The organism is Frankia sp. R43, assembly GCF_001306465.1.
Taxonomy (GTDB): domain Bacteria; phylum Actinomycetota; class Actinomycetes; order Frankiales; family Frankiaceae; genus Parafrankia; species Parafrankia irregularis.
Window position 1 is genome coordinate 403,387 of sequence record NZ_LFCW01000001.1, and the last position, 12,639, is coordinate 416,025.

General features: G+C 70.5%; 9 protein-coding genes. 5 read left to right on the forward strand and 4 right to left on the reverse strand.

Going from position 1 to position 12,639, the window contains the following annotated elements; translation table 11 throughout:
• Nucleotides 1-39: 39 nt before the first annotated feature.
• Complete coding sequence (locus ACG83_RS01380; RefSeq protein WP_054564335.1) at nt 40-1,041, reverse strand: SPFH domain-containing protein; 1,002 nt, start codon at nt 1,039-1,041, stop codon at nt 40-42.
• A gap of 330 nt (nt 1,042-1,371) precedes the next feature.
• A complete protein-coding gene (locus ACG83_RS01385; protein WP_054564336.1) occupies nt 1,372-2,625 on the reverse strand; it encodes an ABC transporter substrate-binding protein in 1,254 nt (417 codons plus the stop codon).
• 513 nt (nt 2,626-3,138) lie between these two features.
• Between ACG83_RS01385 and ACG83_RS01390 the strand changes: the two genes are divergently transcribed.
• The 4 genes from ACG83_RS01390 (at nt 3,139) to ACG83_RS41535 (ending at nt 9,006) form a co-directional block, all read left to right on the forward strand.
• Nucleotides 3,139-4,821 (forward strand): ABC-F family ATP-binding cassette domain-containing protein, encoded by a 1,683-nt coding sequence (locus ACG83_RS01390; RefSeq protein ID WP_054564337.1) that lies wholly within the window; start codon nt 3,139-3,141, stop codon nt 4,819-4,821.
• 475 nt (nt 4,822-5,296) lie between these two features.
• The gene (locus tag ACG83_RS01395; protein WP_054565336.1) at nt 5,297-7,561 is read left to right on the forward strand and encodes an arylsulfatase; all 2,265 of its coding nucleotides are present in this window, start codon (nt 5,297-5,299) and stop codon (nt 7,559-7,561) included.
• A gap of 149 nt (nt 7,562-7,710) precedes the next feature.
• Entirely contained in the window at nt 7,711-8,718 is a 1,008-nt protein-coding gene (locus ACG83_RS01400; RefSeq protein WP_054564338.1) for a pirin family protein, read from the forward strand.
• A gap of 141 nt (nt 8,719-8,859) precedes the next feature.
• Nucleotides 8,860-9,006 carry a hypothetical protein gene (locus tag ACG83_RS41535; protein ID WP_006538181.1) on the forward strand — a complete coding sequence of 49 codons (147 nt, stop codon included), beginning with the start codon at nt 8,860-8,862 and terminating at the stop codon, nt 9,004-9,006.
• Between the two features lie 116 nt (nt 9,007-9,122).
• On the opposite strand, the gene ACG83_RS01405 is transcribed toward ACG83_RS41535, so the two are convergent.
• On the reverse strand, nt 9,123-10,136 hold the full coding sequence (locus ACG83_RS01405) for an epimerase (RefSeq protein WP_054564339.1): 1,014 nt from the start codon (nt 10,134-10,136) through the stop codon (nt 9,123-9,125).
• Nucleotides 10,137-10,210: 74 nt separating this feature from the next.
• Complete coding sequence (locus ACG83_RS41850) at nt 10,211-11,119, reverse strand: TetR/AcrR family transcriptional regulator (protein ID WP_083472960.1); 909 nt, start codon at nt 11,117-11,119, stop codon at nt 10,211-10,213.
• A 266-nt stretch (nt 11,120-11,385) separates the two neighbouring features.
• On the opposite strand from ACG83_RS41850, the gene ACG83_RS01415 reads away from it, so the two are divergent.
• Nucleotides 11,386-12,630, forward strand: a complete 1,245-nt coding sequence (locus ACG83_RS01415; RefSeq protein WP_054564340.1) for a hypothetical protein — start codon at nt 11,386-11,388, stop codon at nt 12,628-12,630.
• The last annotated feature ends 9 nt before the right edge of the window (nt 12,631-12,639 follow it).

Below are 12,639 nucleotides of genomic sequence, written 5' to 3' on the forward strand. Positions count from 1 at the left end.
CCGGGTCCGGCCGGATCCGTCAGGGTTTGTCAGGGTCCGTCAGGGCGAAGTGATCGCGAAGCCCGCTCCCGGAGCGAACGTCGTCACGTTCGGCGGGATGGCCTTGAGCTCGTCGATGGCCGCGCACGCCGGGCAGGCCGCGTAACCGGACTGATGGATCTTGTTCGCCTCGGCGTCGGCGCGGGCCTGGGCGACGCGGGCCTGGGCCTCGCTCACACCGGCGAACGCCGCCTGCGCCTTGTTCACCGCCTCCTGCACCTGGGCCGGCAGGGTGATCCGAACAAGATTGAACTTCAGGTCGACCAGGAACGCCTCACCCAGGGTCGACTCCAGATCGCGGGCGAGCGACTCGTTGATCGCCTTCTGCACCGCGGCAATGTTCCCGTTGGACGATTCCACCGGCCCGGTGGGCGTGGTTCCGGTGACGGAGTCCGGGTTCACGGCCTGGTTCGCTCCGAGCTGCACCAACGCGCACGAGGAGACCAGCTGGGCGCAGTCGAAGGTGTTTATCTGCTCACGCAGGTCGTTGTCGATGACCGGCCGGATGATCGTGTCCAGGAAGGCGGACCAGCCGTTGTCACCATCATAGGGCGCGTACTGCTTGCCGTCGGAGAGCAGCCGGAACTTACGGGTCCCGAACTTGTCGTCGAACGTCCGCAGGACGTCCGGGTCGGTGTTGAGGGAGAAATACAGCGTCCCCTCGATACCCATTTCGACGCCGTCCTTCGACGGCACCCGGACGACCTCGTGGTCAGGCCGGTCACCCTGCCCCTCGTTCGCAGTGATCGTGTAGAAGCGCTGCTGGGCAGGGTACTTGTGCACGTCGGAGTAGAGGCCGACCCAGACCCGTCCGGATGCCGGCGCAATGACCTGCCGGATCCGGTGGTTGTCGAGTGGGCCTCCGTTGCGCACGACGGCCACCTCGCCACCGTTCGTACGGTCGAAGGAGCCCAGCGCGCTGAACCCGAGGACCAGCAGATAGATGCCGAGCAGGGCGAGGACGGCGATTCCCGCGCGGGATCGCCAGGACCGGAAGCGCATTCAGGCTCCTCGAGCCGGACGCGAATCGACGGACCGTCGAATCGCAAAGCAAATGGTGCAACATGAATATCAGTTCGCACCACCCGCCAGAAGCGCGTTCCATTGTCAGGCACCCGACTCCGTTTCGACGCCAGAAGCCCGCCTCCACGGAGGCCGTTCCCGCCTGCCTGCCGAGCCTCAGAAGGTTTCCCGCGCATCCGCTGGCGGCGTCCGGGCGGCCCGCGACGTCCGCCCGGACGCTGAGCGTGGCGCTGCCGCGGCTGTGTACCACCCGCGGCGCCACGCTGGAGTGCGGCGCGCCGGCACGCCGAACGCACCGGCGCGCTCGCCTCAGTCCTCGATCGGGGTGACGCCGACCGGCTTGTAGGTGGTGGGCTTGCCCTTGGCGTCCAGCGTCGTGAGCAGGCCACCGCGGGAACATTCGGCCGGGCTGGTCGGGTAGGCCTTGCCGTTGCACCGGAACCGCAGCCCGGTCGCACCCGGCAGGTCCTTCTCCGGCATGCCCTTGAGAGCGGCGGTGACGGTAGCCGGCGTGATGTCGCCGGTCAGGCCCTCAAGCCCGGCGTGGAAGGCCGACAGGGTGATGAACATCGCGGCCGCGCCGGCCTCGGTGACATCGATGCTCTTGCCCTTGCCGTAGGTGTCGACCACGGCGTTGAAGACGGCGATCGCCGGGTCGTCCGAGCCGATCGGGGCGGTCGCGGTGATCGTCATGCCCTTGAGGAAGTCGCCGGGCACAGCGGCACGAGTCGCGTCCGTGATGCAGTGCGCGATGGCCGCGAGGGGGCCGTCGTACCCGACGGCACGCAGCCCGTTGAACGCGCTGATGCAGAACGCGTCGCTGCCGACGACCTGCACGATCCCGGGGTCGCCGTCGACGATGCGCTGCATCTGCGGCGTCATGTCGGCGGTGCCGGCCGGGATCTGGACGACGTCGAGCGCGATGCCCTGCTTCTCGAACGCGGGCCTGGTCACCTGGTAGAGGCCGGTGGTGACCGGCAGGTCGATCGCGACGACGGTGACCTTCTTGGCACCCGCGTCCTTGGCGACCTGGACCGGCAGCGTGACCAACGGGAAGAACTGGTCGCTCAGGATGAAGGTCGAATCCTTGTCACCCAGCGAGCCGGCGCCGTTCGCGGTGTAGAACATCACCGGCACCTTCGCCGCGTGCAGCGGCTCCCAGATCTGCTCCCCGGCGCCGGACGAACCGACGACGACGGCGACGACGTCCTTCTCGATCATCTGGTTGGCGCAGTCGGTGGCCTTGGCCGGGTCGGCCTGTGCCTCGCACTGCACGACCTCGATGGGCCGGCCCGCGATGCCGGAGCGGTGCTCGTTGAGGTACTGGACGGTCGCGTCGGCGACCTTGAACTCGTAGGACAGGTCCGCGGCGGGGCTCTGACCGTCCGAGATCACGCCGATCTTGACCGGTTCGCCCTTGGCCTGGGCCACCGGCCCAAGCGCCTGCGCGGCAGCGGCGGTGCCGGCCGGCGCCGGGCTGTCAGAGTCCTCGTCGCCGCCGCAGGCCCCGAGCAGGAGGCTCGCGGACAGGGCGCCCAACGCTCCTAACGCCGCTAAGCGCACTCCCGCGCTCCGTCGCGGTGACCGCCGCTGCCTCGCTCCCCCTGCTCCGCCGCCGGGCTCGCGCCTGATCGCCAGCTCCTGCATGTAGGTGTCCCCCATCTCACGGTCGGACGGCCGAATCGCCTGGCCAGGCGGTCGATCCGTCGAAACGGATCTCCCGGCCTGGATGCACGGCTACGGTACGGACCAGCGGTCCGCTTCACAAGCGAAACTTAAGGAACGGCCCTGGCCGGAGCCGGGCCAGCGAGGCCCGGCCGAAAACCGGTTTCCGCGGCCCGGCGAGGCGGGCTATGGTGTCCGGGCAGACTCCCCAGCTCGATGGAGGCGACATGGAGGGCGACGACGACATCTCCGGCTGATCCCGGTGATGTTCGGCCTGCCGGCCGGTGCGCGACAGCGGCACCGCCCGGGCCGATGAGTCGTCCTGCCCTCTGCCGCTGAGCAGCCGCGCCACGCGCGCAGGCGTGCCATGCGGGCAGCCACGTCACGCCATGAGCCGAGGTCTTCTTCCGCATGTCCGTCGTAGCCGACACCGCCGTCGTCTGTTCCAACCTGTCCTTCTCCTGGCCGGACGACACCCCCGTCTTCCAGGGCCTCTCCCTCACCGCCGGTGCCGGCCGTACCGGGCTCGTCGCCCCGAACGGGGCCGGCAAGAGCACGCTGCTCCGCCTGGTCGCCGGCGAGCTGCGGCCGACCGGCGGCAGCGTGACCGTCACCGGCCTGCTCGGCTACCTGCCGCAGTTCCTTCCGCTGGCAGACCACCGGACGGACACCCTGACGGTGGCCGAGGTCCTCGGGGTCGCCCCGGCGATCCGTGCGCTACGCGCCGTCGAGGCCGGTGACGCCAGCGAGGAGAACTTCACCACGATCGGTAACGACTGGGACGTCGAGGAGCGCACCCACGCCGAACTCGACCGACTGGGCCTCGGCGCGCTGACCTTCGACCAGTCGCTGCGCACGCTCAGCGGTGGCCAGATCGTGTCTGTCGGCCTGGTCGCGCAGCTGCTGAGGCGTCCGGACGTACTGCTGCTCGACGAGCCCACCAACAACCTGGACCTCGCCGCGCGGCGCCGGCTGTACGACGTCGTCGACGCCTGGGCCGGCTGCCTGCTGCTGGTCAGCCACGACCGTGCCCTGCTGGACCGGATGGATCGCATCGTCGAGCTCGACCACGGCGACGTCCGGTCGTACGGCGGAAACTTCACCGCCTACGAAGAGGCCGTCCAGCTGCGTCAGGCCGCTGCCGAACGTGAGGTCCGCGGTGCCGAGCAGGAACTGCGGCGGGAGAAGCGGGACAGGCAGCAGGCCCGGGAACGGGCGGCGCGCCGGGCTGGCAACGCCGCGCGGAAACTGCCCGACGCCGGTATCCCGAAGATCGTCGCCGGGGGCTTGAAACGGCGGGCGCAGGAGTCGGCGGGACGGGCCCAGGAAGCCCACACCGAGCGGGTCGGACAGGCGCAGGCCAGGTTGGACCGTGCCGAGGAGGCGCTGCGCGACGACCGGCCGATCGTGCTCGACCTGCCCGCCACCCGGGTGCCCGCCGGGCGGACGGTGTTCGCCGGCGAAGGCCTGCAGGTCCGGTACGGCGAGACGGCCGTCTTCGGCGACGTCGGCGGCGAGGGCGGGAGCGGCGTTCACGGCGGCGGTGTTGATCTGACGATCCGGGGTCCGGAACGCATCGCGTTGACCGGCCCGAACGGGTCAGGAAAGTCCACGCTTCTGCGGTTGGTCGGCGGGCAGGCCAAGCCTTCCGGCGGCCGGATCAGGGCGGCTGACGGCCGGGTCGCGTACCTCTCCCAGCGGCTCGACCTGCTCGACCTCGACCGCACCGTCGCGCAGAACCTGGCCGCGTCCGCCCCGGAGATGCCGCCGTCGGAGCGCATGCATCTGCTGGCACGCTTCCGGTTCCGCGCCGGCGGTGCCGACCGGCCGGTAGGGGCGCTGTCCGGCGGGGAACGCCTGCGGGCCACGCTGGCCTGCGTCCTGTTCGGCGAGCCGGCTCCACACCTGCTGCTGCTCGACGAGCCGACCAACAACCTCGACCTGGTCAGCATCGGCCAGCTCGAGGCCGCGCTGAACGCCTACCAGGGCGCGTTCGTGGTGGTCAGCCATGACGAACGGTTCCTGGCCCGGATCGGCGTGAACCGCTGGCTGCATCTCGAGCAGGGCGTGCTGTCGGAGCCCGGGGGCGCTTGACAGGCCACTTGTCTACCAAGATAGTGGTAAACGTGATCGGGGTGACGTCGTCCGCGCGGTGCATGGTGGAGCATGTTCACGTCACCAGCTGTCTGTGTCGCCACTGACACCGGCTTGATCAGTGCGCGCTGATATTTCAGCGATACCAATCCGCCCAGCGCGGATCTTCTTTCTCAGCTAAGTAGGCGTTTTCCTGCGCGGGCGGGCACCTCACGTCACGCGGAGATCTGACGCGCGCCATTTTCCGCACCGCACCGAAAACTGCGTACGCGACGAAACGAGGAACATCGGTATGACCGATCAGGCCCCGGGAGAGAACGCCAGGCCGGGCGCGCAGTCCACGAATGCGGAAGCGGGCACGGACGCGGGCCTGCAGCCCGCGGACACGGGCACGGGCGCGCCTGCGGCAACGCCGGTCGGCACGCCGCGGCGCCGCGATCCGTATGCCAGCTTCCCGGGCCGGATCGGACGCACAATGGGCCAGTCGGAGCCGGCCTGGGCACCGCGGGAGACACCCGCGCCCGGCGCACCCAACATCGTCGTGGTGCTCGTCGACGATCTGGGCTACAGCGACATCGGCCCGTTCGGCTCGGAGATTCCCACACCCGTGCTGGACCGGCTCGCCGAGCGCGGGGTGCGGCTGACGAACTACCACACCATGCCGCTGTGCTCGCCGGCCCGAGCCGCCCTGCTCACCGGCCTGAATCCGCACCGTGTGGGTTATTCGCTGGTTGCCAACGCCGACCCCGGCTTCCCGGGCTACGGCATGGAGATCGCCGACGACATCCCCACCCTGGCGGAGATTCTCCACGACGGCGGGTATGCCACCTACGCAGTCGGCAAGTGGCACCTGACGAGGGATTCCGCGTCGAACGCCGCCGACGACCGGCGCAACTGGCCGCTGCAGAAGGGCTTCGAACGCTACTACGGCGTCCTCGAAGGGCTGACCAGCCTGTTCCACCCGCATCAGCTCGTCCGGGACAACAGCCCGCTCGACATCGACGAGCTGCCGGAGGACTACTACTACACCGACGCGATCACCGACGAGGCGATCTCGATGGTGAAGTCGCTGCGGGCGCACGACCCGGACAAGCCTTTCTTCCTCTACCTCGCGCACAACGCGGTGCACGGCCCGTTGCAGGCGAAGGCGGAGGATCTCGAACGGCACCGCGGCCGGTACGCCGACGGCTGGGACGAACTACGGGAGAGCCGGTTCGGCCGGCAGCTCGACGCCGGACTGTTCCCGCCGGGCACCCGGCTGCCCCGCCGCAACTTCGAGGCCGGATTCGAGGTCGGCGCGTGGGCTGACCTCTCGCCGGAAGAACAGCGCCTGTACGCCCGGTACATGGAGGTGTACGCCGCGATGGTCGACAATGTCGACCAGAACCTCGGCCGCCTGGTGGACACCCTGGAAGCCCTCGGGGAGCTGGACAACACCATCATCCTGTTCACCTCGGACAACGGCGGGACCGGCGAAGGTGGCCCGGAAGGCACCCGCAGCTACTTCAGCCGTTTCGTGCACTACCCGCTGCTTCCCGCCGACTGGAATCCCGACGTCGAGCGCGAGATCGACCTCATCGGCGGGCCGCAGAGCCTGGTGCACTATCCCCGCGGCTGGGGAATGGCGTCGAACACCCCGTTCCGGCTTTACAAGGGCCAGACCCACGCCGGCGGGGTGCGGGTTCCCTTCGTGCTTTCCTGGCCGGCCGGCCTGCGCCGGACCGGGGCGGACGACGGCATCCGGGCGCAGTACCAGTACGTCACCGACATCGCGCCCACGCTGCTCGAGCTGGCCGGGGTGAAACGGCCCGAACAGCGCCACGGGCAGGTCGTCCAGGAACTCGACGGGGTCAGTTTCGCGCCTGTCCTGACAGACCAGAACACGACCAGCACCCACAGTGAACAGTACTGTGAGATGACCGGTAACCGCAGTTATTACCGGGATGGCTGGAAGCTGGTCACCCTGCACCGGTTCGGCACACCGTACGACGACGGTGAATGGGCGTTGTACAACCTGGCCGAGGATCCGACCGAGATCGACGACATCTCCGCCGAGTACCCCGACGTCGTCGGGGCGCTGGCAGCCGCCTGGGAGGACGCCGCCTGGCGCAACGGCGTCTTCCCGCTCACCGACGCGAGCGGCGGCCTGGCCATCCGCAACCCGGCCGAGGAGCGCCTGCGCCGCCCGGTCACCCTGCTGGCCGGTACGCCGGAGCTCGAGCGGTACCGGTCCGCCAAACTGATCACGTTCCGGTCCTTCGACATCGACATCGACCTGACCTGGCACGCCGCGGACGACGCGGGTGTCCTCGTCTCGCACGGTGACCAGGGCGGCGGTTACAGCGTCTACGTGGAGAACGGCCGGCTCCACCTCGCCTACAACGAGTACGGCACGCTGCACGAGGTGGACGCCGGGCCGCTGGACGAAGGCGTGCATGCCGTTCGCATCGCGGTGGTGGCGCAGGCGGGCCTGCGCTGGGAGTGGCGGGTCCTCGTCGACGGAGTCGAGACGGGGCGGCTCGCCAGCGTCCACCAGCTGATCGGCATGGCGCCGTTCCAGGGGATCAGCGTCGGCGTGGACCGCCGCTCCCCGGTCTCCTGGCCCGTCCACGAGCGGCACCGGACGTTCCGCTACACCGGCCAGCTGCGCAGCGTGACCTACACCTCCGGCGAGCCGGGCCCGGACGATCTCGAGACGCTGGTCCGGGTGATGCGGGAGGCCGCGGCCGCGTTCGAGTAGGCACAGGTAAGCGCGGGAGGCAGCGGTGCCGGCACCCGCGCCCGGGATGCTTCCGATCTCAGGTCCGGCACCGGAACTGGTGGAACACGGGCATCGTCGCAATAGGTTGTGCAGTTCAGATGCTGGCCGACCAGGGGTGACGGTGCGCTGTGAGCAATGTGGAAACGGTTTCCGCCGAGATCCGGTGCCGGGCCGACGAGCGCTCGGGGCAGGTCGTCGAGATCATCTCCCCGCACGACGTCCCGCTTGGCGGAGCCGACGCGATGACGGTGCGGCGCACCCTGCCCCGCCACAGCCGCTCGATGATCGGCGCCTGGTGCTTCGTCGACCACTATGGTCCGCATGACGTCTCGGCGGGCGGCGGCATGGATGTGCCGCCGCATCCGCACACCGGGCTGCAGACGGTGAGCTGGCTGTTCGCCGGAGTCCTGGAGCACCGCGACAGCCTGGGAACACATGCGTTCGTCCGCCCCGGCGAGGTGAACCTGATGACGGGCGGGCACGGCATCTGCCACTCCGAGGTGACCGCCCCGGGGACGACGATCCTGCACGGGGTGCAGCTCTGGGTCGCGCTGCCCGACGCGCACCGCGACGCCCCCCGCGACTTCCAGCACCACGTTCCGCCGGTCGTGGACCTCGACGGCGCGACGGCACGGGTCTTCCTGGGCGAGCTCGCCGGCGAGCGGTCACCGGTACGCACGTTCTCGCCGCTGCTCGGCGCCGAGATCGTGCTCGCACCGGGAACCCGGCTGACGCTGCCCGTCGACCCCGGCTACGAGCACGGCGTTCTGGTGGACACCGGTGACGTCGAGGTGACCGCGTGCGCCGACGCGGGCGCGGGTCCGGACGCGGCTGGGCAGCGGGTCGCGGCCGGCGAGCTGGGTTACCTCGCAGCGGGTGCGGCGAGCCTGGCACTGGGCAACCCCGGCAGCGACCCGGCACGGGTCGTACTGATCGGTGGGGAACCCTTCGAAGAAAACATCGTTATGTGGTGGAATTTTATTGGGCGCAGCCACGAGGAGATCGCCGTCTACCGCGAGGCCTGGCAGAATCAGTCCGACCGGTTCGGCCAGGTCGAGGGGTACATCGGCGGCACCGCCTGGCTGCCCGCACCGCCGCTGCCGGAGACCAGAATCAAGCCACGCGCCAGGCCGTGATCCCTGGCGCTGTGAGCCAACAGCCACCAGCCGTACGGCCGTTCATGCCAACAGGTGCACGGGACGATTCCGACGGCAAAGATGGCTTCGAACCTGTCGGTGGGCGGCACAGGACGTCCACCACGGAGCGGAGGAGGAACCGTGGCACGACGTCTCAGCTGCCCGTGTGGCGAATTCATCGAGGGTGAGGACGACGACGACCTCGTGGAGAAGACCCAGGCCCATCTCGCCGAGAAGCACCCGGGCCACGAGTACTCCCGGGAGCAGATCCTGTTCCTCGCGTTCTGATCGAACCGCCGGCCGGCGGCTTCGAGGGTGAGTTCGAGCGCCGGAGACTTCGAGCGCCGGAGTCGGAGCCGGAGCCGGAGCCGAGGCCGGCGGCGTCGAGGTCGAGGGCGGCGGGGTCAGACAGCGTCGAGTACCCCGCCCGCCCGGCCGCGGGTTCGGCTGCGGGTCACCAGATCCCGCGCGGCGGCCTGCCACTGCGGGTGGGCGAAGACGAAGCCCGCGTCGAGCAGCCGGCCTGGCACGACCCGGCGACTTTTCAGGAGAAGCTCGGTGTCGCTGCGCAGCAGGAACGCACCGAGCTCGGCCATCCAGGCCGTGGCTGGCAGGCCGACAGGCACCCCGGCCGCGGCCCGCAGCTGCGCCATGAAGTCGCGGTAGGGCAGCGGTTCGGGCGAGGCCAGGTTGACCGGCCCGGTGAGATCCTCCCGGGCGAGAAGCAGCGCGACCGCCCGCGCGAAGTCGTCGCCGTGGATCCAGGACATGTACTGCCTGCCACCGGCGACCGGACCGCCGAGGCCCAGCCGGGCCATGCGCCAGAGCATGTCGAAGGCACCGCCCCGGCCGGGAGCCATCACCATGCTTGCCCGCAGCGCGACCTTGCGGGTCCGCGGGGTCGGAGCGTCGGCCTGCGCGCTCTCCCACGCCCGGGCGATGTCGACGCTGAAGGCCCAGTACGCCGGCACCCCAGGCTCGGCCCCCCCGACGACCCCCGTCGCCTCGTCGTTGGCCTGATCGTGACTGTGCGCGTAGATCGTGGCGGTGCTCATCTGCAGCCACACCCGCGGGGGCGCCGCCGCCCGGGCGATCGCCGCACCCACCACGGTGGCGGAGTCGATCCGCGAGGCCATCATCTCCTGCAGGTTGCGTTGGGTGTAGCGGCAGTTCACGCTGCGGCCGGCAAGATTGATCACCGCATCCGCCCCATCGACCTCGGCCGCCCACGGGCCGAGGGTGCGCCCGTCCCAGCAGACCACGCGACCATCCCCCGGACGGGCGTCCGCCCTGCCGGCGGCTCCAGCCGGGGCGGGCTCACGCCGGCTGAGGACGACGACCTCGTGCCCGGCGTCCAGAAAGGCTACGGCCAACAGACGCCCCAGATGCCCGGTACCACCCGGAATGATGATCTTCATCGCTGCCCCGTCTCCTCCCAGACCGAGCCGGGCTGACCCGGTCCCGTCATCCCGACATTTCGTTGGCCAGCCGTTCAGCGACGCGCTGTCGTCGACCATCCGAACCCCGGCGGTGAACGCAGATCCGTCAGCAGGCGGTGGACGTCGTCCGTGACGGAGCGCAGTACCGGAAGCCTCGCGAGCGGCACGGTCCTGCCGATCAGCCGTGCCGAGGAGTCCACCAGGCGGCGCGTCCGTACCTGGCCCGGTGATCCGTCGTAGACCCAGAACAGCGTGATGCCGAGGTAGGACAGCCAGAGCAGCTCGGGCAGCGCCGGCGGCGCCGGCGGCGCGGGCGGCGCGGGCGGCGCGGGCGGCGCGGGCGGCGCGGGCGGCGCGGGCGGGCGAGGAACACCGAGCCGGCCCGCAGCCCCCTCCACGGGACCATCGACGGGACCGCGGGCAGGGCCGCGGGCGGGGCCGTCGACGACCTCGCGGAACAGGCCGATGGCGGCTTCCCGGGCAGCCGCCGAATCGGCGCTGAACGGGCTGGACGTCGAGTCCGGCGAGATCGCGACCCTGATGAACGAACCGGCGAAGGCGTGGTACGGCGTCATCTCGTCGATACCGGCATGCAGCACGCCCCGGAGACGGCCCGAGAGGTCGCGGGCCTGCAGCGCCTCGGCCGCCCGCTGCCGGTGCCCCGCCTGGATCACGGCATAGAGCTCCTGGACGAGCTGCTCCTTCGAGCCGAAGTAGTAGTAGGCGTTCCCGAGCGAGACCCCGGCGGCCTGCGCGATACCGCGCATCGTGGTCTGGTCGTAGCCGCGTTCCCGAAACGAGGCCAGCGCCTTTTCGAGAATCAACGCACGTGTCGCGGCCCCCCGCCCGGCGCCTTCCCCGCGGTAACCGACTTCGCCGCCACCGCTGGCCCGGCTGCCGCCACCGCTGACGTCGTCGCCGCTGCCGCTGACGTCGTCGCCGCCGACTCCCTGCGTTCCCATCGACGAGGGCTCCATCCAGAGTTGAACATGTTCAAGTTCGGATGGAATACTAACGCGACAGCAGCCTCCGACGCGGCTTCCCGCGCGCAGCACCCGCCCACCACCCGCGGCGGCAGTCCGCTCGCCCGGCCTTCCCACGTGCGGTTTTGCGTAATACGTGCGGTTGGGGTGTAGAAATACGCCGTTCAGGTCGGATCGCCCGGTGCGGGGAACTCCCACGGAACTGGTAGGGGCCACCGGGCGCCGAGGAGACTGGAAGCGGGGGCATGCCGGACTCATCGGCTCTTGACGTGCTGGTCGGGCTGGCGCTGATCTTCGCCGCGTTCAGCCTGGCGGTCTCGCGGATCAACGAAACCGTCCTCGCCCTGTTCCGCTACCGGGGGCTGCGGCTCGAAGCCGAGCTCCGTCGGCTCCTCGGCGGAATCCGCCAGGCCGGCGGCCCGGCGGATGGACCCGATGTCACCGCCGAGCTCCTCGACGGGCCGCTGCGGGTCCTGCGAGCCACCGGCAGGGACGTGCTACCGGTGAACGTCGCCGACCATCCCCCGGTCAGCGGGTTCTGGGCGTCGATCCGCCGGGCCCGGCGGCTGCGGCTGCCGTCCTACCTGCCCTCGACCGCGTTCGCGCAGGCCCTGCTCGATCTCGTGGACCCACCCGCACGGGTCATGCTGCACCAGCTCCGGCCGGAGAACCTGCCCGCGGAGATCCCGGCCGAGATCCGGACGGCCTACCAGCGCGCGTATGACGCCGCGCGCCGGGTACTCGACGAGCAGACCGCCACGGCCCTGCACCAGGCCATGCCCGCGGAGCACCCGACCGGGCGGGTGGTGGCCGCCGCCCTCGTCGCCGCCGTCCGGACCGGCGCCGTCGCCTCACTGGAGGAAAGCCTCGCCGCGCTGCCGCCCTCCCCCGCCCGGACGGCGTTGACCGCCGCGATCGTCAAGGCCGGCGGCGACCGCGAGAAGATCATCGCCGATCTGGCGCGCTGGTACGACGACGCGATGGACCGCCTCTCGGGCTGGTACAAGCGGCACATCACCGCGTTCCTGCTCGGTTACGCGATCCTGCTGTCGGCCGCGTTCAATCTGGACGCCATCGCGATCACCCGGGCGCTGTGGCAGGACGGGACCGTACGGCAGGCCGCGGTGGCCGCCGCCGTCGCCGAGGTGGGCACGGCGGGCGACGACGCGGCCACCAGCAGCGGAACCACCACGGGCACCGACGCGACCGCGGATGGTGACGCGACGGTGGGTGAGGCCGCGGAGCGCAGCATCGAGGCGGTGCGTGACGCGTCCGGGCTGTCCATCCCGGTCGGTTGGGTCGATGCGTCCGACCGGCGCGACGACCCGCGGGAGGTGCCGACCTCGGTCGGCGGGTGGCTGCTGAAGATCGCCGGTATCGCGATCGCCTGCTTCGCGCTGACGGCCGGCGCGCCCTTCTGGTTCGACCTGCTGGGCAGGCTGGTGAACATGCGGGCCACCGGCCCGAAACCACGCGCCGCGAACAACTAGCCACAGCAG

Excerpts from the sequence above, each read along its gene's own strand:
- ACG83_RS01380 (WP_054564335.1), bottom strand. The coding sequence starts at position 1,041 with ATGCGCTTCCGGTCCTGGCGATCCCGCGCGGGAATCGCCGTCCTCGCC.
- ACG83_RS01405 (WP_054564339.1), bottom strand. The coding sequence starts at position 10,136 with ATGAAGATCATCATTCCGGGTGGTACCGGGCATCTGGGGCGTCTGTTG.
- ACG83_RS01390 (WP_054564337.1), top strand. The coding sequence starts at position 3,139 with ATGTCCGTCGTAGCCGACACCGCCGTCGTCTGTTCCAACCTGTCCTTC.
- ACG83_RS41850 (WP_083472960.1), bottom strand. The coding sequence starts at position 11,119 with ATGGGAACGCAGGGAGTCGGCGGCGACGACGTCAGCGGCAGCGGCGAC.
- ACG83_RS01395 (WP_054565336.1), top strand. The coding sequence starts at position 5,297 with ATGGGCCAGTCGGAGCCGGCCTGGGCACCGCGGGAGACACCCGCGCCC.
- ACG83_RS01415 (WP_054564340.1), top strand. The coding sequence starts at position 11,386 with ATGCCGGACTCATCGGCTCTTGACGTGCTGGTCGGGCTGGCGCTGATC.